This window comes from Candidatus Binatia bacterium (assembly GCA_036504975.1).
Taxonomy (GTDB): domain Bacteria; phylum Desulfobacterota; class Binatia; order UBA9968; family UBA9968; genus JAJPJQ01.
The window spans coordinates 14,193-36,132 of the sequence record DASXUF010000190.1; the positions used below are offsets into that span (position 1 = coordinate 14,193).

Consider the following 21,940-nt stretch of genomic DNA (forward strand, 5'->3'; position numbering starts at 1 on the left):
CTGCATCGCCTTATATTTTCCCTTGGCGCCCTCTGCGTCTTTGCGCGAGGCTACCCTCTCCCTCACCCTCTCCCGCACGCGGGAGAGGGAAGGGGTGAGGGCGAAGAGCACGAAGCGCACGAAGTTCGGATCATGAGTCAAGACAGCACCTTCCTATCTCGACAGCCGCCGCTGGATGAAAGGCACGTGGATCAAATCGTCTTTGTAGTTCTCCGTCATGGCGTAAAGGATGAGATTGATTCCCAGGTGAAATGCGTCTCGCCGCTGCGGCTCGCCGCCAGGCGTGCACGGGTTGATCCAGTTGCCGAGCTGGTCGCGCTCCCAGGCGCCGCCGAGATCGTTCTGGCAATAAACGACCGGCGTCGTGGCGCCGATGTTGATTCCCTCGACGTAGGGGCGGACGATCCTGACGCCGCCGATGCGCCAAAGAAGATAATAGCTCCGCAGCGCCGGATGGGCCGTGGGCAAGCGGCTGAACTCCTTCTCCGGGAAGATCCGCTTCATCTCCCGCCGGAGACTCTGGTCAAATCCATAGCCGGGCTGTCCCAGGGCGTCGTCGACGAGCAGGAATCCTCCGTAGGATAGGAAACGCCGCAGAATGTCGATCTCGTCAAGGTTGAACGGCTCGAACTCGTATTTGCCCGACATGTAGAGAAACGGGTGGGAAAACAGATCGGGGTCGGTGAGAGTCATCTCGCGGCGCGCCGGCGCGGCCTCCACGCTGGTGCGTTGCATCAGCTCTTCCATCAGCGGCTGGACGGCGAGCGCGTGCGGGTTCCAATCGCCGCCGCGATACTTGAGCTGGGCGAAGACGAACTGGATCGGCCGCTCGCGCTCCTGCGCCTGGCCGGCGGGCGACTTGGCGGGCGCGAGCCCCGCCGCCGCGAGACAACCGTAAGAGAGGAGCCGGAGAAAATCGCGTCTATCCATAAAACCGCTGCGCCAGCCAGCCTTCGGATAACAAGGTTACAATGAGAACGAGCAGCAAGGGAAGAGAGAGATCGCTTCTGCTGCCGCCTTGGTCGAGAGAGTCGATCGCAATGATCTCGGCGCGCGCAGGATTGAGCCGCGCCAGAAGCTCCGGCTCGCTGATGGTCGCGAGACGCGATTCCAAAAACGGTGGATTCACCGGATAAACCGGCGGCACGCTTCCTTGCTGGTCCGCGGCCGGCGGCGCAGCCACCCGATAAATTCCGGCGATATGGTTTTCGCTGAAAGAGGCCGCCGCGTTGTCGCTCTCGGCCGCGAGACTCACCTCCCGTTCCTTTTTGTCCGGCGGGGTGATTTTCAAGCTCTTGCCGACGTAGGACGGCGGCAGCGAGAATTTCTTCGCGCCGCCGACCGCGATGCCCGTGTCCAACGAGCCTTTTTTCTCCGCTTGCAGATAGCTCACCAGCGATTGCGTCAGCGGCAGATACGCGGTCTTAAGCGGCAGATCGCTCCAGTCGCGGTCCGCGCTCGTGCTGACGAGAATGACCCGTCCCGAGCCGACTCTCTTTTCCAACGCCAGAGGATCGCCGTTGCCGAGCGCTATCAGCGCCGATGCGCCGGGAGCTTCGGTGCGGAAATAGCCCATGACACGCGTCGATTTGAGCGATTCCAATAAGATCGGATCGGAAAAAGGCGCCAGCGCCGGGTGCTTGATCTCGATCCTGTCGATTTTCTCCGGGCCGCTTGCGGCGACCATTCTTTTGTCGCGGAGGCGCGCGGGCAAAATCGATGGCGAGGAGTCAAACAGCTTGCGGTCGTAGTCCTCGGCCTGAACCCGGTCGCCTAAAAAAATCAGCAGGCCGCCGCCCTGGCGCAAATACTCCCTCAGTCGCGACAGGAGCGCGTCGGGAATCGCCGCCAGGTTGCACAAGATCACGGCCTGATAGGAATCCAGCGCGACCGTTCCGAGGCCGTCGGCGACGGCGACCGTCGGGAGAAACGGCGAGCCGTCGCTCTCGCCGGCGGGATTGAGCGCGCGGGTGAGAAAAAAAGTCTCGCTCAGGACGAGAGAAGTTTGCGGATCTCCGTCGACGATCAGGACCTTGAGCTTGTCCTGCGCCTGGAGGGTGAAATAAGAAACCGGGTTTCCCGCGAGCCGCTCTTTCTTGAGCGTGACCGAGCCGTGATGGCTCCCCGCCGCCTTCAGAACGAACTGAAAGGCGACTTCGGTCTCGCTCCTGGGCGCGAGCGAGACGAGCTTCTGCTCCCGCGGCTGATCGTCGATGTGAAGCTGCACGAGCAGGTCTTTGATCTCGTGGTCGCCGAAATTCGCGATCACGACCTGCAAGGGGATCGGCAGCCCGACGCTCACGTCGCGTCCGCGCAGCCGGATCTCTTTTACGGCGGCGTTCGGCGGCTCATCCTTGGGTCCCACCTTGATGATTTTCAGCGGCACCAGCGGATCGTATTGCTTGACGGCCGAGAGGCTGAAGCGGTCCCAATCGGTCAGCGCCGTGTCCGTGATGACCCAAATTTCTTTTTGCGCCGCCGGCTCGCGGAGCAGCTCGTAGGCCTGGCCGAGGGCCGGGGCGAAGTCGGCGCTGCCGTCGGCCGTCTTCGCGCCTTCCAGGTCGCGCAGGAGAACTTCTTTCTCGCGCTTCAGGCGCGCCGGCTCCTTCGACGCGGCGTTGGTCGTGATGAGCGCCGCGCGATGGTGGGGTCCGATAGACGCGAAGAGCCGCGCGGCGGCGCCTTTCGCCTGCTTGAAGCCCTCGCCGTCGCGGCTCCATTTCATGCTGAGAGAGTTGTCCAGGACGACGGCGATGGCCGAGGCTCCGCCGCCGGCGAACAGGCCGACGCCGGTCTGAAAAATCGGCCGCGCCAGAAGCAGCACGAGCACGAGCACGGCAAACGTTCTGAGCGCGAGAAGAATCCAGTGGCGCAGACGCTTGGTGCGCGAGATGCGCTTCTGCGAAAGCAGCAGGAAACGCACGGCGGGGAAGCGTATCCTTTTGATCCGCCGCCGGTTCAGCAGGTGAATCACGATCGGCAGCGAGGCGGCGAACAGGCCGAAGAGATACGCGGGGTGAAGAAAAAAAAGCGACATCGGCCGGTCAGCCCCTCCAGCTCAGATAGCTCACCAGCGCGCGGTCTAGAGGCGTCGAGGTCGAGACGAGCTGATAGTCGATCGAGCTCGCGTGGCATTCCTTGCGCAGGTGATCGATAAATTCATCGACCACGCGGCGATAAACAGCTCGGATGGTTTGCGGATCGGCGGTGACTTTGAGATCGGCCTGTTCCAGGTCCTCGAAAAGGATATTGCCGTCGAACGGAAGCTCGATCTCCGCGCTGTCCATGATATGAAAGACGATGACGTCGTGACCGTTGAAGCGGAAAAGCCGCAGGCCCTTGAGAACTTCCTCCGGCTCGTCGAGCAGGTCCGAGACCAGGACCACCAGGCCGCGCCGCTTCGTCTTGCCGGCGATTTCCTGGAGAATTTTTCCCGTGTTCGTTTCACCGGACGGGCGGTGCGCTTCGAGCGCGCGGAGAATCTCGAAGACGTAGCCGCGCTTCGCCTTGGGCGGGATGAACGATTCGACGCGATCGGAAAAAGTCACGACGCCGGCGGCGTCCTGCTGCTTCAAAATCAGATAGGCGAGCGAGGCGGTGAGGATCGAGGCGTATTCGAACTTGGTGACGCCGTTCGAGCCGTAATCCATCGAGGCGCTGGCGTCGAGGACGAGAGTCGCCCGGAGGTTGGTCTCGTCCTCGGTCTCCTTGATGAAGTAGCGGTCGAATTTGCCGAGCGCCTTCCAATCGATGCGGCGGAGCTCGTCGCCGGGGGAATATTCGCGGTGCGATTCGAACTCGACGCTGAATCCCTTGGACCGGCTCCGGTGGATGCCGGACATGATGCCTTCGACGACCCAGCGCGCCTTGAGATAAAGATTCGAGAGGCGCGCGAGAACGAGAGGATCGAAATAGCTTCGGTCGCCGTTGGCCATCTGAGACATTCTACACCAAGAGTACCTATCATCCTACCAGCGCCGTTTCCAATAATCCCACCAGGAGCGCCAGCCGTGGTTGCGGCCCTGATAGGTGGGATTTTTCTCCACCTGCTTGAGATACGCCACAGTCTCCTCGTCGGCGTGCAGCGATTGCAACACCTCTATCTGAAACGCAAGGCACTTCTTTTCAGCGTCCGTTCCGGTCCAGGAATCGGCGGCCGGCTTCGCGCCCGTAGCCGCGCGCGCTTCCTGGTACAGTTTGGAGTGATAACCGTCGTGCGCGATCGCGCCGGCGTACCACAATGCCGAGTGATTCCACGTTCGCTTGCCGACAACAAACGTCGGCCGTTCGGCGTCGGCGCGCATCCCGCTGCGCCTTCCTTGTTGGATGACGGCAATGTAACGCGGGATGACGTTAAAAAACGGCGTCCGCCCGAGCAGTGCCAGCGCTTCTTTCGTGCATACAATGAACGCTGGGCTACCTATGATCTCAATTCCATCGACAGTTTCAGAATGGGATTGTTTGAGGAGAAGACTCACAGAAAGCCGGGATTGAGGCGCTTTTGTCAAACAGGCGGAAAAGAAGACGAAGAATTAATTGCCTGCCTTCTCGGAAAGCCGGCAAGAATCATCGGCAACAGTTTTAGCTCTCGCGTTAGTGGGTTAAGAAACAATCCCAACGCTGCCAGGGTCAAGGCGCCAAGAAGAACATGATCGTCTTCTACTCCAAAGACGACATCCGCGCCGCCTATCCGATCTCCATATTTGAAAACAGCGGCTCCCTTTTTGCGAATTACCTGCGTTCCATCCGCCAATCTGAACTGCTGCTCGGACAAAGGCTTTATTCCAAGTTTGTTTAGGATCGGAGCAGGAACTACGGAATAGATGGCCCCAGAGTCGATCAAAAACTCGACTTTCTCCGTGACCTCCGGCTTTTCCGGATTTCCGACTTCAACTTCTAAAACTGTGAGACCCATATCAATCGGCTGTCCAGAGTAAATTTATACTACCGGATTCGAACGAAAGGAAACGCTCAAAAGTTAGTCGTCATTTCGGCCAAGCTGGCGCGAGCCCGAATCCTCCATTTCTTCCTATTGCTGTAGCAGCGCTAAATCACGTAGAATGGGAAGCGGTGAACAGAGCATTGGAGGGACGCATGAAAATCCAAGCAAGTTTCGTTAAAGACGGTAAATGGTGGGTGGCTTGGAGCGAGGATGTTCCCGGAGCGCTTACCCAAGGAGCTACGCTAAAGGAGGCCCGTGAAAATCTTGCCGATGCCGTTCGCATGATCCGAGAGCCCGTCGATCTTTCCAAGCTTCCAAAAGCAAAAGTTGTGATCGAGCAGATCGAGATTTGAGTGAAACGCAGGGAGTTGATCCGGCACTTGGTACGTTTCGGTTGTGTTCTTGCCGAGGAAGGAGCGAAACATACTAAGTATGTGAATCTTGCCGATCCGCGCCGGGTCGTTACTGTACCGCGTCACACCGAGATTGCGGATCTTTTAGCCAGAAAAATTTGTCGTCAACTCGGCATACCCGATCCAAAATGATAGGCCTTTTGTGTCAGACCTCGACGATCCTTATCTACCGCCGGAAATCGCCCGACTCATCGCCGCGAAGGAGCGCCGCCGGCGCGAGTTGGCCGCGCTGCCTTTCGCTCAAAAAGTGCGCATCGTCGTGCAAATGCAAAAAATGGTGGAACCTATCTTGCGAGCGCGTGGACGTGCGGTGCGAATGTGGCCGCTCGACGATTCAAAATCAGGTCGGTAAGGTCCTGTCAGAAGCTCACGGAATAAGTCGGTCTCTCCTTTTCGTCATTACCGCGAAAGCGGTAATCCAGTTTTCCTGGTGTTTCCTGGATTCCGGCTCTCGCGTGCTGCTGCCCGCTCGGTCGGAATGACGGTCAGAATTATACGTGCACGATCCGCTGGACGTCGTCGGGCGACTTTGCCTCGCGGAGCCGCGGCAAAATCGTACTCACTTCCGGATCATATTCGTCGTCGGGAGCCCCTCTTGATATAAGTTGAATTGAATCCGCCTCGCGCACGAGGCGAGACACCTCCGTGTAGAGGTCGCCATGCGCAGCCTTCAACGCCGTCTGCCTTTTCCGACGGCCTTCACTCATCACTGGTGACACTGTGCAGAGCGGTCTCTATTTATTACAGCCCCGGCAGGTATCAGGTACCATGCTGGCAAAACTATCAGTATAGGGCCAACACGACATACAATAGTACTTCTGGCATTTATGGCATTGTCTAAAACCGAAGAGGCCGCCGGAAAAATCATTTCGCCCACAGCCAGCGCATTGTTGGGCTTTATCAAATCCTAATGCAGATACGTAAGACGGATAACCGCTTTGACCGAATACACCGACTGATCCACTAGCAGCGAGGTGTGCGCTAGGCGTAGAGTAGTGTGAGGGAAAGTAACCGCCCGCCCCGCCGCCGGCACCTCCTAAAATAAATGCCGTATTCGCTTGTTCACGTTCCGTAATTTCGCGTCTTAATTTGTTAGTCTCATCAGACAATTTCTTAACTTTTGCTTCCAGCGCGGCTTTTTCTTCTTCTGATTTCTTTCCTTGTTCAATTTCTTCACGTGCCTTTTGTAGTTCTGTCTTCAATCGGCGTTCTTCCTCACGTAGCACCTGGACGGTGTTTGAATGTGCGTCAATTTGTTGCATCAACTCGCGTGTCGCGCCGATAGATAGAAGCACTTCTTTGCGTTTTTCGGGAGCGAGTTCATCGATAGCTATCGAAAACGCATTTACAACGGTCTCAAGGTGCCTATTTTTAATCATGAACACTTCTGAGAGCTCATTCAGCATCTTTTTTTGTATCTCTTTTTTTATCGAGGTTACGTCAGCAAAACCCTTGATCCAAGGAATGGGCTTAGTCGTTTTAACCTCCTCGACGAACTGTAGAGTTTCAAAGGCTATTCTCTGCGGCAACGTGTGAGCGAGGAGATCACGAGCTTTTTCAGGATCTCCACTGGCCTTCGCCATAGCGGTCCGGTAACTCTGATAATGGGTCAGAACGTCATCTCGGATAAATACGAGCATCCTCTTTCTTAACTTATGAGCATAAGCATATTCAGCATGGGTAGGTGATAATTTTCGGTCACCAAAGCATAGGCTAAAATGCGGCCAATCGAAGCTGTTCCCGTAGCGGCCGTCGATAACCAAGATAGTAACAAAGCAGCTTTCCAAAACGGGCAAGCATGATTCCCAAGGTTCCAATTCCGGAAAACGATCTGGAAATCCCTCGGCAGAACTAAGTATCGGCCGATAGCCCATATCGTTCAAATGATGAGCCAGTTCAGCCCTCAAATCTAAAAGATTGTAATCAGTTGAGCTAATGAAAATCGGGAACAGATATTCACTAGAGATCTGCATAATCTTGTCTTATCGGCGGTTTTCTAGCGACTCGCCCCGCGTGGAGTTTACCTCTTCCCCTTCCCATCTTCTTCCGGCTTCACTTCGCTCAAGAGCCGGCCGATGATGTCGAGCGATGTGAGTCCGTCGGCCTGGGCCTTGAAGTTGGGCATGATGCGGTGCCTCAGCACGGAAGGCGCGAGCGCCTGAATGTCTTCGACCGAAACGGCGTAGCGTCCTTGCAAAATGGTTCGCGCTTTCGCGCCGAGGATTAAATATTGCGACGCGCGCGGGCCGGCGCCCCATTCGATGTAGTCCTTGACGAACTGCGGCGCGTCGGCGTTGTGCGGCCGGGATTTTTGGCTCAGCGAAACGGCGTAGCCGATCACGAAGGGCGAGGCCGGCACGCGGCGAACGAGGTCCTGGTAGCGAAGGATCGCCGCGCCGTCCATGACTTTCCGCGGCGCGGGTTTGCTCGTGGAAGTCGTCTGCATCACGATCTGCACCTCGTCTTCGAACGGCGGGTACTGGATCTCGATGTTGAGCATGAAGCGGTCGAGCTGCGCCTCCGGGAGCGGATAGGTGCCTTCCTGCTCGATCGGGTTCTGCGTCGCGAGCACGAAGAAGGGGAGATCGAGAGCGTAGGTCTGGCCCCCGGCGGTGACTTTGTACTCCTGCATCGACTGCAAGAGCGCCGCCTGGGTCTTCGGCGGCGTGCGGTTGATCTCGTCCGCGAGCAGGATGTTGGTGAAGATCGGTCCCTGGATGAATTGAAACTTCCTCCGTCCGGTGGCCGCGTCTTCCTGCAAGATATCCGTGCCGGTAATGTCCGACGGCATCAGGTCCGGCGTGAACTGGATGCGGTTGAAATCGAGATCGAGGATCTCCGCCAGCGTGCCGATCAAAAGCGTTTTCGCCAGCCCCGGCACGCCGACCAAAAGACAATGGCCGCGGGAGAAAAGCGCGATCAGCACCTCTTCGATCACTCTTTCCTGGCCCACGATGACCTTGCGGATCTCGTCCACCATCGAGTCCCGCGTGGCGGAAAACTCTTCGATCGCTGCGATTTCCCGGTCGTTGATCTCGCTTTGCTCCATTCCTCGCCCTTTCTATCGCTTCATGAGCCGTTCCAAAGTCGCTCTGGCCTTCTTCGCCTGTTCCTGCTCGCCCAGCGCGCCGTAGACTTCGGAAAGCAGGCGGTGGATCTCCGGATTAAACGGATTGATCTGGAGCGCCTCTTCGAGGTCGGCTTTGGCGGCGGCGAATTCCTTGCTCGCGTGGCGCAGCCGTCCCAACTGAACGTAGGTGCCGACCGAATCGGGATCGAGATCCTGGGCCCGCTTGAGATGCGGCAGCGCTTCTTGATAGCGCTCCTGCCTGATGAGGACCCGCGCCAGCTTGTTTAAAATAATAGGGGAACCTGGACTGGCCTGCAAGGCGCGGCGATACTCCTCGGTCGCGGCGGCGGCCCGGCCTCGCTCCAGAAGCTGGTCCGCGAGATGCGTGCGATTGCGCGCGACGGCGGACTGGATCTCCTTCAGCTCCACCGCCTCCTCCGCTTCTTTTTGCTGGTCGCCGACGACCTTGAGCTTCCTTACCCGGGTGCCTTCGATTTCTTTCAACTGCTTCGCCTTCAAAAACGCTTTCCATTCCGCTTCGAACGTCGCATACGGCTTCGCCGTGGTTTTTTCGATCGCCTCCGGCGTCGGCCTCGTTTTCAGCTCGGACATAAGCTCGCGGACCGCGGCGTCGCCCTTTCCGTGGACCAGGAAATCGACCGCCGACGCGGCCTCGGCGTAGGCGAGCTGCACCTGCTCCGGAGTCTCCAGATAAATCAGCGACGGCTCCATTTTTTTAAACCCGACGAAACTATTTTTCGCCAGCGCCTGGGCCAGCAACGTCTGGTTGGCCGGCGTGAGATAGTCCGCGGCGGCTCTGGATTTGTCGTGCCGCCACAAGGTTTCGTAGAAGCGCGCCGTGCCCTCGTGCAGCCAGATGGGCGCTTTGTTGTCCGAGAGCCCGACGATCACGTAGTGAAGGTACTCGTGGCTGAGCGAATCGAGCCAGCGATAGCCCTGCAAGAGCACTCGCGGAGAGATGGTCATGATCTTGTTGAACTTGCAGATGCCGACGGCCCCGGTCTCTTCGATATCGCGCCGCGAAAGCGTCGAGATCGCGTTGAACGCGACCGCATCCGGCGCTATCTCGACGCGCACCTTCGCCGGCGGGGTGTAGCCCAGCGCCTGGCCGAGAGCGCGGTGGCTTTTCTCCAAGGTATCGAGCGCGTACGGCGCCAGGATGCCGTCCTTCTGCTCGTCGAGATGGAGAATGAAATGCTCGCTCTCATAGCGCTTCATCTTGCCGACCCGGTCGCGGGTCTGCTGCGCCAAGAGCCGGAGCGCCTGGCGCCGCTCGTTGGCGGAGTCGATCGCCAATGCCTGCTCGATGTGGCGCAGCGCATCGTCGTAGCGGCCCTGGTAAAAGCTCAACTGCGAGGCGAGGTCGAGCGCCGGAGCGGAGCGGGGCGTCTCTTTGAGCAGCGCGGCGGAAATCGCCTCCGCCTCGGACACCTTCCAGGCGTCGAGATACTCCTGCGCCTGCTTGATGCGCGGGTTCTCCTCGGCGCTCCAGGCCAAGAAGGGAAGCGCGGCAAGAAGAAAAAAAGCGAGAGGGAAAAAAACTTTGAATTTCAAAGCGGGATTACTCTGAGAGATTTTTGAAATAGCTCTCGATCTGCTCTTTGTGCTGGCTCGGCACGCCCTGCTTGAGAGATTCGAGAATCTCCTCGCGGAAACTGCGCGGAACTTTGTAGTCCTCTTTGCCGGGCAGGCGGAATTTCTCCGTGTCGAGGCCGGTGATCCCGCCCTCGACGTCGAACTCCGGGAACTGCGGCATGCCCGGCAGCGGCACCAGCTCTCCGGAAGGCAGGAACCGGCCCATGCGGAAAAGGCGCGAGACCGGCATCCGGCCGAGCTGCCCGCGCTGCGCGAGCTGCTGCATGGATTGTTGCATCTGCTGCTGCGACTGCGAGAGCTGCTCGAGGGCCTGGCGCTCCGGCGGCACCGCGCCCTGCGAATCGAGCTCGCCGAGGCGTCCCTGCGCCTTGCCCATGGATGAGCCCGCTCCTTTGATGTTCTGGGTGATCTGCGGATCGAGCGACGGGAAGAGCTGAAAGAGCGATTCCAATTTTTCGTGCAGCTCCTCCGTGCGCTCTTTGAGCGTTCCCTGGCGCCGCTCGAGGTCGCGGAGGCCGGCGCGCTCCTCGTCTTTGAGCGCCGACGGCGGCAGGCGCAGCAGCGACTCCAGCTCGCCTTTGAGCCCCTTGAGGCTCGCCTCGGCCTGCTGTCCCTTGGCTTCCTGCTCCCGCGTGCGTTTCTTCGCCAGCTCCTTCCCGGCCATGCCCATGATCTCGTCGAAGCCGGAGAAGTCTTTTTTCAACAGCCGCCCGATCATTTCTTTCACCAGATTGTTCACCGTCGCTTCGTCCAGGGCGTCCTCGCTCGGCTTGCCGCCGCCCTCGATGTCGGGGAACATCTCGGCGAGACGGGAAAGCTCCTGGTTCGCCTTCGACATGAAGCGTTCGAGTTTTTCCTTGAGAACGGCTTCGCGTTCGGCGAGCGTCTTCTTGTTGACGCTCTCGGTCTCGACCAGCAGCTCTTGCTGCTCGCGGGCGATCTGTTGCAGCTCGTTGGCCGAGCGCATCATCTCGCCTTGCATGCGGCCCATGCTCGAAGACATCGCCGACTGTTGCCCCGCCTGGAGCGCCGCCAGCATCGAGGCCATCTGGTTGAACAGCTCGCGCGCGAGCTGCATGGCGCCTTCGATGTCGCCCGCCGCGAGCTTCTTCCGGATCGCTTCCATGGCGGAGAACATGTCGCCGAAGTTGAGGCCGCGCATCGCTTCGCTGTTCATGAAGTCGTCCGGCAGGCGCATAGCGAACTGCGACAGCGCCTGCTGCAGCGCGCTCAGTTGCTTGGCCATCTCGGAAAGCTGTTTCAGCACCGCGTCGAGATTCTTGTCGCCGCTGCGGAGTTTTTCCAGCGCGTCCATGAACCGCTCCTGGCCCTTCATCAGATCGCGGGCCGAGCCGGCGAGCTCTTCGGCCTTGAGCCGCTTGCCGATCTCCTCCGAGAGCAGCGACATCCGCTCCAATTCGGTGGAGATGTCGTCGCGCGCCTTTTCTTTTTCCTCTCCGGTCGCCTGCTCCTGGCGCCTGAGCAGGTCGTTCTTGGTGAATTCGAGGTTGCGCTTGAGCGCTTCGAGATCGGACCAGGTCGCGAAATCGGTCAGGCGGTCCTTCTCGCTCCGCTGCATGACCTGTTCGACGGTTTTCACCATCTCGCCGAGCTTGTTCTCGAAGTTTTTGTCGTGGTCGGCTTCCGGAGCCGCCGCCTGCTTCTCTCCCGCAGGCTTTTCCAAATGGTCGGCCAGGAGATCGACCATGCGGCCGGACAAGTCGCGGATCATGTCGGCGACCTGCTTGTGCTCGCCGCGGAGGTTCTTGAGCCTGAGTCTCAGCGCGCGCGAGATGCCGATCTTAGGGCCGGAGATGGTATCGTTGTCCTGGACTTCGAAGTTGTAAACGACCTCGTCTCCCTCGCGAAGGCCGAGCCTCCCCAGGTCCCAGTCGAACCGCTGTCTGGGGATCAGTTTTTTGGCGCCGTCGAGCTTGATGGAAATCTTTTCCTGGCGCTCGCCGATCTTGATGGACAGCGCCGCTTCCTGAATGCCGAAGTCGTCGCGCGCGCTGAATTCCAGCGGCAACTTTTCATCCCCATTGACATCGAGGTCTTCGCCAGGCTGCAATAATTCGACCGTCGGAAAGCCGTCCGGGCGGACGCGGATCTCGTATAAAATGGGCTGGTTGCCGAAGCCGAGCGCATCCTCCACCTGGATCTGGTAGCGCTGCGATTGAAACATGACGAGATTCGCCTGCAGCTTTCTTCCGTCTATTCTGAGCGGGACTTCTTTCGCTCCGTCGAGCAGCAGCTTGGCTTTGATAACGTCTTTGCTGGTCGCCGCCTCCAGGCGGATCGTCGAGCCTCTGAGGCCGTCGATGTTTCCGCCCTGAATCGTCTCGGTAGGCAGGCCGGCGTAGTGCGGCGGATACAGTGTGGCGCTAAGGTTGCCGATCTCGGGCGGATCGATCGCTTCCAGCGTGTAGCGCGGAGATGAAAAGCCGCCGGCGACGGCGCGGTAAGACACGGTGCCTTTGACGTCGTTCAACGTGGCGGTGAATTTTCCTCCGCCGAGCGCCTCCATTGAAATTCTTTCCTCCGCGGCGTCGGCGCCCGAGGCGAGCAGGAGGTCCATCGATTTCGGAATCGCGCCCGCCGCCGCGGCCCTGAGCGTCACGGCGGAGCCGCGCGCGACGCGGATCCCTTTCGGCGCAAGGTCGATCCTAATCTCCGACGGCGGGATGTCTTTCAGAGGATGGGCGAGGAGACTGAACGTGTCGCTCAACGAAGACGGATCGAACAGGACAACGGCGAGAACCGGGACGAACAAAATTCCCAAGAGCCGGCCTTTCGCCCTGACGGGCGCGGCGTTGACCAGCTCTTCGGCGCGCAGCGAGTGGAGCTGCCGGCGGGTGGCGCGCAAAAGGGCCAGCACCATCGAGGCGGAAATTTCGGCGGGCCTGTTCTCGCCCGCGATCTGCGGATAAAGCTGGAGCGAATTGATCAAGTTGTTTCTAAGATGCGGGCATTTCTTTTCGATATAGAGAGCCGCCCATTCGTCGGAGGCGCGCTGCCAGAGCTGAAACAGCGTCCAGCCCAAAGGCAGGATCAAAAGAGCCGCGGCGAGCAGGCAATAAATGACGGGCGCGTAGGGAAAGAAGGCTTTGATCTCCCGGACCGCCAGGCCGAGCGAGAACAGCAGGACCAGGCAGATCCCGATGAGGCAGAGTCCTTCCAGGCCCTTGACGGCGCGGAAGCGGCGGATGAAGCGCTGGAGAAAAGAGGCTAATTCGCTGTACTCTTCCTGGCCCATGTTGCAGTGTGCTCATCTTACTATTCCAACTCTGCCTTGTCCATGCTCGGGTAATGGTTCAACAACGGTTCTTTGTAGGGGCAGGCCCCTGTGCCTGCCCTTTTTTTCGGGCGACCACGGGGGGTCGCCCCTACAAAATTTTATCTTCGGAGCCATGCAGCGATCATTGGCAAGCCGGCTTTTGTTATGGTATGCAAATGGTTCAATCGTGAGACGAAAACAAATTAGGAAAGGAATATCGCAGGATGTTTGAACCATCTACCGAGGAATATTATCTCCACGAGGAATATGAAGACGACGAGAACGAAGGCGGCATGCCGATGGACGAAGACCACCCAATGTGGCGCTCGGAGCGCATATCGCTCACGTCCGTCGGGATCGACATCGGCTCCTCCACGTCGCATCTGATTTTTTCGCGCCTGCTTTTAAGGCGCCAGGGCATCGCGCTTTCCAGCCGCTTCGTCGTGGTCAAGCGAGAGGTTCTCCACGAGTCGCCGATCCTGCTGACGCCCTATATAGACAAGACCACGATCGACACCGACAAGCTCGGCGATTTCATCCACGAGGCCTATCAAAGGGCCGGCTTGACGCCGAAGGACATCGACACCGGCGCGGTCATCGTGACCGGCGAAGCGGCCAAGAAGAAAAACGCCGAGGCGATCTCGGCGCTGTTCTCCGCCCAGGCGGGAAAATTTGTCTGCGCCACCGCCGGACACAATCTGGAGGCGATCCTCGCGGCCTACGGCTCGGGCGCGGTGCATCTGACAATGCACGAGGGAAATAATTACACCGTGATGAACGTGGACCTCGGCGGCGGCACGAGCAAAATCGCCATCACGCAAAACGGCAAGGTGATCGACACCTGCGCCGTGGAAGTCGGCGCGCGCCTGGTCGCGATGGACGAGCAGGGCAAGATCAACCGTCTGGAAGACACGGGGGTCAAGATCGGCAACCAGGCCGGCATCAAGCTCGCGCTGGGACAGACGATGAAAGACGACGAGAAGGAGAAAATGGCGGCCCTTCTCTGCGACTCGCTCTTCGAAGTGGTGGAGCGCGGCGCGCTTTCTCCTTTCGTCAAGAGCCTGCTGCTGACCCCGGAGCTCGATTATACGGACCGGGTTGACGCGCTGATGTTTTCCGGCGGCGTCTCCGAGTACGTCTACGGCTTGGAGAAGAGAAATCTCGGAGACCTGGGCAATCAAATGGGGCGGCGGGTGCGCGAGCGGGCGGAAAAGCTGGCGGCGAAGATACCGTTGAAGCCCGCCGACGTCCGCATCCGGGCAACGGTCATCGGCGCGTCGCAATACACCGTCCAGGTGAGCGGCAATACCATCTACCTATCGCACGGCGAGCTTCTGCCGCTGAGAAATCTCCAGGTCGTGACGCCGCATTTCCACCAGCACGAGCCGCTTCAGCCGGCGGTGGTGAAAGAGGCGGTGCTGCGGTCGCTGCAGCGCTTCGACATCAACGACGGCGAGCGGCCGGCGGCGCTGGCTATTCACTGGGAGCTCGGCCCGTCCTATCCGCTGATTCGCAATCTGGCCCAGGGAGTGGCGGAGGCGATGAAGGACCACGTGGACAGGGGACAGCCGTTGGTGCTGGTCTTCGACGCCGATATCGCCAAGCTTGTCGGCAACATCCTCGAAAGAGAGCTATTGCCGGGCGCCGGTATCATCTCGATCGACGGCATCGATCTCAAAGATTTCGACTTCATCGATATCGGCGAGGAGCTTCCCGACGCCCGCGCCGTTCCGGTGGTGATCAAGTCGCTGATCTTCCGCCACACGGAGCACGGGCGGGGACACGTGCATCATCACGACGACCACGATCATGAACACTAAAAAAGTGCTGAGCGATGAGTGCTGAGGACTGAGCAAGGGAGTTCGAGCAGTTACTCAGCACTCGGCCCTCAGCGTTAAAACGCATGCGCGAAATCCTTCCTGGAATCTTCACCTGGCCCTGGTTCTCCGAGCCGCACGGCTACAACTTCAACGGCTATCTCGTTCTTCACCCTGAAGGCAATCTCTGCGTCGATCCGGTCGAGCCGGGCGGAGAGGACCTGGAAGAGCTGGCCCGCCGCGGCGTCTCGCGTATTCTCCTCACCAACCGCAATCACTCGCGCGCCGCGAATAAAATCCGCGCCCGCACCGGGGCGCGCACGGCGATCCACCCCGCCGATGCGCCGCATGCGCGCGGCCAGGGAACCGAGCTGGATGACGAGCTTAAAGTGGGCGCGAAGGCGGGGCCGTTCGTTGTGGTCGGAGCGCATGGCAAATCTGCCGGAGAAATCGCGCTTCACTGGCCCGAGCGGAGTATTCTTATCGTCGGCGACGCCGTCATCGGCAATCCTCCGGGACACTGCGGGCTTCTCCCTGAAAGGGTCATGGACGATCCGGCGCGCCTGCGCGAAAGCGTGGAAGCGCTGCTGGTCCTGGATTTCGACGCGCTTTTGACGGGAGACGGAGAGCCGATACTGAAAGGCGCCAAGGCGCGACTACAAGAACTCGTCGCCAAATTTCCCGCCTGACAGACCCGCCACAAAGGGCCAGTCACCATCCGACCGCTGCGCGTCTCTCTCCGGGCCAATGCAGTTTCACCACCCGTTCGCGTCAATCCTTCTTTCAGATCATCGCTTAGGCCGTAAGCTCGGCCATTTTCCGGCATTCGCAGGAACGTTTACCCCGACCGCCAACTAGTGTATTATAGGCGCTGATTGCGGAGGCGTTTATGGATATAACGAAGTTGCTTGCCTTTGGCGTCGAGCAAAGCGCGTCGGACTGCCACTTGAGCTCGGGCGAGCCGCCAATGATGCGCATCCACGGCGATCTGAAAAAACTCGACCATCCGGCTCTGACGAAAGAAGAAGTCCACAGCATGGTTTACGACATCATGAACGACGCGCTGCGCAAGACCTTCGAAGCGACGCGCGAAGTGGACTTTTCCTTCGAGCTGGGCGATATCGCCCGCTTCCGGGTGAACGTCTTCATGCAGCGGAAGGGCGAGGGCGCCGTGTTTCGCACCATCCCATCGAAGATTCTCACGCTCGAGCAGCTCGGCATGCCAGCGATCTTGAAGCAAATCTGCGAAAAAGAAAAAGGGCTGGTGCTCGTCACCGGACCGACGGGCTCCGGGAAGTCGACGACGCTGGCCGCGATGATCGACCATCTCAACAACGACTTCGAAGGCCACATCCTCACCGTCGAAGACCCGATCGAGTTTGTGCACCCATCCAAGAAATGCCTGGTGAATCAAAGAGAGCTGGGTTTCCACACCCATTCGTTCGCCAACGCGCTGAGAGCGGCGCTGCGCGAGGATCCGGATATCATCCTGGTCGGCGAGATGAGAGATCTCGAAACCATTCAGCTGGCGCTCACAGCCGCCGAGACCGGCCACCTGGTCCTCGGCACCTTGCATACGTCGAGCGCGCCCAAGACGGTCGATCGCGTGATCGACGTTTTTCCGCCGACACAGCAGTCGCAGATCCGCTCCCAGTTCGCCGAGTCCATCGAGGCGGTGATCACCCAGACGTTGCTCAAGAAAAAGGGCGGAAACGGAAGATTGGCCGCGCTGGAAATCATGACGGGCACCACGGCGATCCGCAACTTGATCCGCGAGGGAAAGATTCACCAGATACCGGGCACGATGCAGGTGAGCCAAAAAGACGGCATGCAGACGATGGACATGGCGCTGGTCGACCTGGTCTCGCGCGGCCTCGTGACCCAGGAAGAGGCGCAGGCCAAGAGCATGACTCCGAATCTGTTCGGCGCCGGCGCTTTCGGAGTCGGAGGAACAGCCGCCCGGGGCCGGGCCCTTTGAGATTCAGCCGGAGGGAATTATGAATCTTACCGATTTTCTCAGCGTCATGGTGGAAAAGGACGCGTCCGATATTTATCTCACCGTCGCAAGCCCGCCGATGTACCGGATTCAAGGCGTCGTGCAGCCGATCGGCGATCACGTCTTCACGCCGGAGGAGTTGGAAATGCTCGCCAAGTCCTTCATGAACGAGCGCCAGTGGCAGCAATTCAGCGACTCGATGGAAATGAATCTTGCTCTGTCGTACCGGAGGCTCAGCCGGTTTCGCGTCAACGCCTTTCGCCAGCGCGGCTCGGTGGGAATCGTGATCCGGAGAATCAAGGTCGAGATCGAGACGTTGGACGAGTTGGGGTTGCCGGCGATCCTCAATACCATCGCCATGACCAAGCGCGGCCTGGTCCTTTTGGTCGGCGCCACCGGCTCGGGAAAATCGACCACGCTCGCGGCGATGATCGATTATCGGAACACCAACGCGCCCGGCCACATCATCACCGTCGAGGACCCGATCGAGTTCGTCCACCGGCACAAGAAATCGATCGTCAACCAGCGCGAGCTGGGCTTCGACACCCAATCGTGGGGCGACGCTCTGAAGAACGCGATGCGCCAAGCGCCGGACGTGATCCTGATCGGCGAGATTCGCGATTCGGACACCATGGAGACCGCGATTACGTTCGCGGACACGGGCCATCTCTGTCTCGCCACTCTCCATTCCACCAATGCGAACCAGTCCTTCGAGCGCATCCTCAACTTCTTTCCCGAAGAGCGCCACGCCCAGGTTCTGATGCAGCTCTCGCTCAACTTGCGCTCCATCATCTCGCAGCGACTGATCCCGGGCGTGAACGGCAAGCGCGTGCCCGCGATCGAAATTCTCATGGACACGCCGCGGGTCAAGGAGCTGATTAAAAAAGGCCAGGTCGACGTCATCAAGGAAGCGATGGAGCAGGGTATTCAGGAAGGCTGTCAGACTTTCGATCACGCGCTTTTCCTTCTTTATAAAGAAGGCAAGATCGGCCTGGAGCAGGCGATCATGAACGCCGACAGCGCCAACAACCTGCGCATCAAGATCAAGCTCGAGGGCTTGAAGGGCGACGACGCGCTCGACCGGCTATTGGAAGAGGAAGTCAAGCCGTCGGTGGAAAAGCCCGCAGGCATGCAAATCCAGGGTTTGAAGCCGGCGGCCGGGAGGCCGTTCAGGAAGATCTAAAAATAAGTTTCGAGTTTCGGATTTGAGTCAGATTCACTGCGAGACTCGGCAATTCATCCGCCATGGGTTCCATTGTCGGCGCGTTGATCGTCACGCATACGCCGCGCATCGCGGATGAGTCCACCGCGCCGGCTTTCACGCGCGAGATGATCCGCGGGATGCACGAGCTGGGCGAGGTGGTCGCCGAGCTTCGGCCCGACGTTCTCATCCAGGCTTCCACCCACTGGGTGACGACCTTTAATCACTACGTGCTCGGACACAAGCGGCACAAAGGCGTACTCACCTCGTCGGAAGCGCCGGAGATCATCGCCGGCGTGCCCTACGATTTTCCCGGCGATCCGGAGCTGGCGGCCGCAATCGCCGCCAAAGGAAAAGAGAAGGGCATCCCGGTGATCTGCACGGCGGCGGAGCCCTTCATGCTCGAATACGGCACGGTGAATCCGATCCGCTACTTGACGCCGAAGTTCGACGTTCCGGTGGTTCCCGTGTCGAGCTGCATCATGGGGGACATAGCGGAATGTCTCCGCTTCGGCGAGGCGATCGCCGAAGCGATTCGCGCCGGCTCGAAGCGCGCGGTGGTCATCGCCAGCGGCGCGCTCTCGCACAAGCTCGTGCGTGGCCCGGAGAGATGGCCCAAGGACGAAGATCAAAAACTCGACCACCAGTTCGTCGAGCTGGTGACTAAAGGTCGAGCCGCGGAGATCAAATCTTTTTTTCCTTCCTTCTGCAAAACGGTAGACGCCGAAATGGGCGGCCGCCACCTGGCGATCCTCCTCGGTGCCACCGGCGTCGCCTTCCGCGGCAAGCTCCACGCCTACGGCCCGTCCTCGGGGACGGGGAACGCGGTGGTGAGTCTGCTGCCGGGGTGATTCAAGCATGAGAGACAAGTGCTATTTGATCGCATTCTCCGGGTGTGGCAGGATTAACATAGCCTGGAGGCGCGGACCATGTCCAAAGCGAAAGAAGAACTGACCAAACTGATTGAAGATCAACCAGACGACAGCTCGCGCGAAGAGATCGTACGTGAACTGGCATTTCACGTCATGGTCGAGCGTGGGTTGGCCGACTCGGACGCGGGCCGAGTCATCTCAAACGACGAGATGGCGCGACGCATCCGCTCATGGCAAAAATAACTTGGACAGCGGAAGCCGAGCGTTGGCTGGAGGACATCTTCGGGTATATTGCCGCAGATAATCCGAAGGCGGCCGCCAGAACCGTCAACGGCATCTATGAGTTAACGCAGAAACTGGCCAACCTTCCTGAGATGGGTGATCGGTACCAGCTCTAGAAAACAAAAATGATCTATCCCGAAATTCGCCGCATCCATAGCCCGGACCTCGACCCGCCGAATCTGCCTGAGGACCCGAGCGATTGCGAGATTCATTTTCAAGTATTAGTCGGCCCCAAGGACGGCGAAGGGGAGGAGGCTTTTAGTTTTACGGTGGTCACGCCGCTTTCTCTCGCTCGCAGCGCAGAGTCGCAATGGGGCCGCGGCAAGCTTCTCGTTCCCAAATTCGATTGGCCGGGAGTCGCTCAGGCGATCGCGCAGTTATTCGCGCGTTGCGCCTGCCCCACCTGGAGAGAAGTCAAGGTCGAGCTGAACAAAGAACTGCTTTCGCAGTTCGACGACTCGAATCCGGCGGCGAGTCAGTAACTTTGTCCGGAATACTTTCGCACAGGATTTGAACTCTGATGGCATCAGAACCCATACGTAACTGGCGCGATCTTCTCGACCGGTACAGAGACTTCAGGTCCGGCGAGTGGTGCTTCCGCGGCGACCGGGCCACGCCGGGCTTCAAGACGAGCCTCGAACGCGCATCGATAGACCGCTGGGGACGTAACTGGTCCGAGATGCCGGACATCGAGAACGGCCTTCTCCGCCGCTTCAAGCGTGAGGCGCATTTGTATTTAACGAGCCAACCCGATGAAGACGATATCATCGGGTGGCTCGCATTGATGCGGCATCACGGAGCCCCGACCCGGCTCCTGGATTGGACCTATTCGTTCTTCGTGGCCGTCTACTTCGCCATCAGCCGATCCGGCACGGGTGAGCAGCCGCGTCTGGGCCATGAATCTCGGCCGCGTTCGAGAAGTGGTGGAAGCCAGGGATCATTTAAAAAGCTTGCTGAATGAGGATCCCAACGCCAAGAAACAGTCGACGGTCGGCGCGATCATCAACCACTCGCCCCTCATGCCCTCGTGTTTCCCTTGAATCCCTCGAAAATGAACCAACGCTTGATTCTCCAACAGAGCATATTCGTTGTTCCGGGCGATATTACGAAACCCTTCATGGAAAATCTGGAAGCGGTGGACGCTCCCGAGAAACTCGTCGTTAAGATCTCCCTGCCATCGGACCGGCAATTCCTTCAGGAGACGACGAAAGAACTGCTCGCGATGAATATGAGCTCGGCGACTTTGTTTCCGGGACTGGACGGTTTCGCGGGGAATCTGGCCGCTCTGATCCCATTCCCCGAGCTTCGAGCCGTGGACAGCAAACCAGGGCGCGAATGAAAGAGGCTCAGGCGGAAATCGTGGAACTTACAGTCCCATTTTCTTCAGCACGTCTTTGCCCGACGTTCGGCCGGCGGGCGCGTCTTCGGGGAGATAGAGCATGACGCCCCCGCGGACGGGGCGGATCACGATGACGCCTTCCTCGGCGAGCTGGTTGGTGCATTTGATCGGGTCTTCGTTGTTGAAATAAGCGCGGAACGCGTCGTTGAAGCCCGAGTAGATGGTGTGGATGCCCTTGTAGGGCTCTTTCCTCAAGCTGACGATCGCCTTTTTGACGAATTCCGCCTGCGTGAGTTTTTCCCCTTCATCAGCCATGAGGCACCTCCGGGGTTTTTTCCATTCACAACTGCAACAGAACCCATAAGGTCATGACGGTTCCAACGACGGCGCCGCCGTAGCAAAAAACCGCCAGCGGTCCGCGCGGAACTCCCAGACGCATATCGTTCACGGTGAAATAAAATCTGTGGGCCCAGTGGTAGAGAGGGAGAGCGATCAGGACGAAGAGATAAATCTTGACCGGCCAGTGGCGGAAGAGCTCGCCCGTGTCGGGTATCCAGCCGAGGGGAACGGCAAGGCCGAAAATAAATATGTGAATAGGCACCAGGAAGGCGGCGACCACTCCGCCCGCCGAGAAGAGTCCCCACCAAAGCGGCTCGATATTTTTGTTCGTTGAAGACACGGGTCAACTTCGAAGCGCGAGAAACAGAATCAAAATAGCCGCCGACACCGCGATCCAGGCGCCGATATTCACGGCAAAAACCAGTTGGCGGGGCAATTCACGCTCCCCCAGTTTGATCGGCATAACGACGGCGGTGGACTCGAACCACGTCACGCTATGATATACCGCGAACAACAAAGCCACGATGTGAAATAAAATCCAACCCGGCGAGCTGAGCTTCTGGACAAAGGCGGCGTAGGCCTCGGGCCCTTTGGTCAGTTGATAGATTTGCACCAGGAAAACGATCAAGAAGATAGCGATGAAAACGCTCGACAACTCGCGCAGCATGAAGAGAAGATACGCGGGCTTTTGGAGCCACCACGTCCGCGGCATCTTGGGATAATAGAGCTTCGATTTGTCCGGTCTGACCGCGGTTCCGTTCATCCTTCGATCCTC

25 protein-coding genes are annotated in these 21,940 nt (G+C 59.1%); 13 read left to right on the plus strand and 12 right to left on the minus strand.

Annotated features, from left to right (window positions below; all coding sequences use genetic code 11):
• Positions 1 to 153 precede the first annotated feature (153 nt).
• Genes VGL70_23000 through VGL70_23020 form a run of 5 tightly spaced genes read right to left on the minus strand, consistent with a single transcriptional unit; the run spans position 154 to position 4,915 of the window.
• A complete protein-coding gene (locus VGL70_23000) occupies positions 154 to 930 on the minus strand; it encodes a DUF4159 domain-containing protein (GenBank protein HEY3306399.1) in 777 nt (258 codons plus the stop codon).
• Positions 923 to 3,037 (minus strand): BatA domain-containing protein, encoded by a 2,115-nt coding sequence (locus VGL70_23005; GenBank protein HEY3306400.1) that lies wholly within the window; start codon positions 3,035 to 3,037, stop codon positions 923 to 925. Before VGL70_23005 ends, VGL70_23000 begins: the two co-directional genes overlap by 8 nt.
• 7 nt (positions 3,038 to 3,044) lie before the next feature.
• The gene (locus tag VGL70_23010; protein HEY3306401.1) at positions 3,045 to 3,935 is read right to left on the minus strand and encodes a DUF58 domain-containing protein; all 891 of its coding nucleotides are present in this window, start codon (positions 3,933 to 3,935) and stop codon (positions 3,045 to 3,047) included.
• 33 nt (positions 3,936 to 3,968) lie between these two features.
• Positions 3,969 to 4,478 carry a hypothetical protein gene (locus tag VGL70_23015; protein HEY3306402.1) on the minus strand — a complete coding sequence of 170 codons (510 nt, stop codon included), beginning with the start codon at positions 4,476 to 4,478 and terminating at the stop codon, positions 3,969 to 3,971.
• A 26-nt stretch (positions 4,479 to 4,504) separates the two neighbouring features.
• On the minus strand, positions 4,505 to 4,915 hold the full coding sequence (locus tag VGL70_23020) for an aspartyl protease family protein (protein HEY3306403.1): 411 nt from the start codon (positions 4,913 to 4,915) through the stop codon (positions 4,505 to 4,507).
• Positions 4,916 to 5,094: 179 nt separating this feature from the next.
• Here VGL70_23020 and VGL70_23025 point away from each other — a divergent pair, with 179 nt between their 5' ends.
• From VGL70_23025 to VGL70_23035, 3 genes are read left to right on the plus strand one after another with little or no spacing between them, the layout of a single operon-like run.
• Positions 5,095 to 5,295, plus strand: coding sequence for a DUF1902 domain-containing protein (locus tag VGL70_23025; GenBank protein ID HEY3306404.1), 201 nt, complete (start codon positions 5,095 to 5,097; stop codon positions 5,293 to 5,295).
• Positions 5,296 to 5,487 (plus strand): type II toxin-antitoxin system HicA family toxin, encoded by a 192-nt coding sequence (locus VGL70_23030; GenBank protein ID HEY3306405.1) that lies wholly within the window; start codon positions 5,296 to 5,298, stop codon positions 5,485 to 5,487.
• 10 nt (positions 5,488 to 5,497) lie between these two features.
• Positions 5,498 to 5,707: a hypothetical protein gene (locus tag VGL70_23035; GenBank protein HEY3306406.1), complete on the plus strand. Its 210-nt coding sequence runs from the start codon at positions 5,498 to 5,500 to the stop codon at positions 5,705 to 5,707.
• A 382-nt stretch (positions 5,708 to 6,089) separates the two neighbouring features.
• Here VGL70_23035 and VGL70_23040 read toward each other — a convergent pair whose 3' ends face one another.
• Genes VGL70_23040 through VGL70_23055 form a run of 4 tightly spaced genes read right to left on the minus strand, consistent with a single transcriptional unit; the run spans position 6,090 to position 13,298 of the window.
• Positions 6,090 to 7,328, minus strand: coding sequence for a DUF4062 domain-containing protein (locus tag VGL70_23040; GenBank protein HEY3306407.1), 1,239 nt, complete (start codon positions 7,326 to 7,328; stop codon positions 6,090 to 6,092).
• Positions 7,329 to 7,375: 47 nt separating this feature from the next.
• Entirely contained in the window at positions 7,376 to 8,404 is a 1,029-nt protein-coding gene (locus VGL70_23045; GenBank protein ID HEY3306408.1) for a MoxR family ATPase, read from the minus strand.
• Positions 8,405 to 8,416: 12 nt separating this feature from the next.
• Positions 8,417 to 10,000: a tetratricopeptide repeat protein gene (locus tag VGL70_23050; protein ID HEY3306409.1), complete on the minus strand. Its 1,584-nt coding sequence runs from the start codon at positions 9,998 to 10,000 to the stop codon at positions 8,417 to 8,419.
• Between the two features lie 7 nt (positions 10,001 to 10,007).
• Positions 10,008 to 13,298: a DUF4175 family protein gene (locus tag VGL70_23055; protein ID HEY3306410.1), complete on the minus strand. Its 3,291-nt coding sequence runs from the start codon at positions 13,296 to 13,298 to the stop codon at positions 10,008 to 10,010.
• A gap of 245 nt (positions 13,299 to 13,543) precedes the next feature.
• On the opposite strand from VGL70_23055, the gene VGL70_23060 reads away from it, so the two are divergent.
• From VGL70_23060 to VGL70_23105, 10 genes are all read left to right on the plus strand, one after another.
• On the plus strand, positions 13,544 to 15,139 hold the full coding sequence (locus VGL70_23060) for an ethanolamine ammonia-lyase reactivating factor EutA (GenBank protein ID HEY3306411.1): 1,596 nt from the start codon (positions 13,544 to 13,546) through the stop codon (positions 15,137 to 15,139).
• Between the two features lie 83 nt (positions 15,140 to 15,222).
• Positions 15,223 to 15,825 carry an MBL fold metallo-hydrolase gene (locus VGL70_23065; protein ID HEY3306412.1) on the plus strand — a complete coding sequence of 201 codons (603 nt, stop codon included), beginning with the start codon at positions 15,223 to 15,225 and terminating at the stop codon, positions 15,823 to 15,825.
• A gap of 200 nt (positions 15,826 to 16,025) precedes the next feature.
• Complete coding sequence (locus tag VGL70_23070) at positions 16,026 to 17,114, plus strand: type IV pilus twitching motility protein PilT (GenBank protein ID HEY3306413.1); 1,089 nt, start codon at positions 16,026 to 16,028, stop codon at positions 17,112 to 17,114.
• Between the two features lie 19 nt (positions 17,115 to 17,133).
• A complete protein-coding gene (locus tag VGL70_23075; GenBank protein HEY3306414.1) occupies positions 17,134 to 18,315 on the plus strand; it encodes a PilT/PilU family type 4a pilus ATPase in 1,182 nt (393 codons plus the stop codon).
• A gap of 62 nt (positions 18,316 to 18,377) precedes the next feature.
• Positions 18,378 to 19,184, plus strand: a complete 807-nt coding sequence (locus VGL70_23080) for an extradiol ring-cleavage dioxygenase (GenBank protein HEY3306415.1) — start codon at positions 18,378 to 18,380, stop codon at positions 19,182 to 19,184.
• 78 nt (positions 19,185 to 19,262) lie between these two features.
• Positions 19,263 to 19,448, plus strand: a complete 186-nt coding sequence (locus VGL70_23085; GenBank protein ID HEY3306416.1) for a hypothetical protein — start codon at positions 19,263 to 19,265, stop codon at positions 19,446 to 19,448.
• Positions 19,436 to 19,603 (plus strand): type II toxin-antitoxin system RelE/ParE family toxin, encoded by a 168-nt coding sequence (locus VGL70_23090; GenBank protein ID HEY3306417.1) that lies wholly within the window; start codon positions 19,436 to 19,438, stop codon positions 19,601 to 19,603. The genes VGL70_23085 and VGL70_23090 overlap by 13 nt, the downstream gene beginning before the upstream one ends.
• Positions 19,604 to 19,612: 9 nt before the next feature.
• Positions 19,613 to 19,969, plus strand: coding sequence for an Imm8 family immunity protein (locus VGL70_23095; GenBank protein HEY3306418.1), 357 nt, complete (start codon positions 19,613 to 19,615; stop codon positions 19,967 to 19,969).
• Positions 19,970 to 20,007: 38 nt separating this feature from the next.
• Positions 20,008 to 20,448, plus strand: coding sequence for an FRG domain-containing protein (locus VGL70_23100; GenBank protein HEY3306419.1), 441 nt, complete (start codon positions 20,008 to 20,010; stop codon positions 20,446 to 20,448).
• 156 nt (positions 20,449 to 20,604) lie between these two features.
• Positions 20,605 to 20,826 (plus strand): hypothetical protein, encoded by a 222-nt coding sequence (locus tag VGL70_23105; protein HEY3306420.1) that lies wholly within the window; start codon positions 20,605 to 20,607, stop codon positions 20,824 to 20,826.
• A gap of 27 nt (positions 20,827 to 20,853) precedes the next feature.
• On the opposite strand, the gene VGL70_23110 is transcribed toward VGL70_23105, so the two are convergent.
• The 3 genes from VGL70_23110 to VGL70_23120 are packed head-to-tail and all read right to left on the minus strand — an operon-like array spanning position 20,854 to position 21,928.
• The gene (locus VGL70_23110; GenBank protein ID HEY3306421.1) at positions 20,854 to 21,141 is read right to left on the minus strand and encodes a hypothetical protein; all 288 of its coding nucleotides are present in this window, start codon (positions 21,139 to 21,141) and stop codon (positions 20,854 to 20,856) included.
• Positions 21,142 to 21,166: 25 nt separating this feature from the next.
• The gene (gene frdD / locus VGL70_23115; GenBank protein ID HEY3306422.1) at positions 21,167 to 21,505 is read right to left on the minus strand and encodes a fumarate reductase subunit FrdD; all 339 of its coding nucleotides are present in this window, start codon (positions 21,503 to 21,505) and stop codon (positions 21,167 to 21,169) included.
• A gap of 3 nt (positions 21,506 to 21,508) precedes the next feature.
• Entirely contained in the window at positions 21,509 to 21,928 is a 420-nt protein-coding gene (locus VGL70_23120; protein ID HEY3306423.1) for a hypothetical protein, read from the minus strand.
• Positions 21,929 to 21,940: the final 12 nt, after the last annotated feature.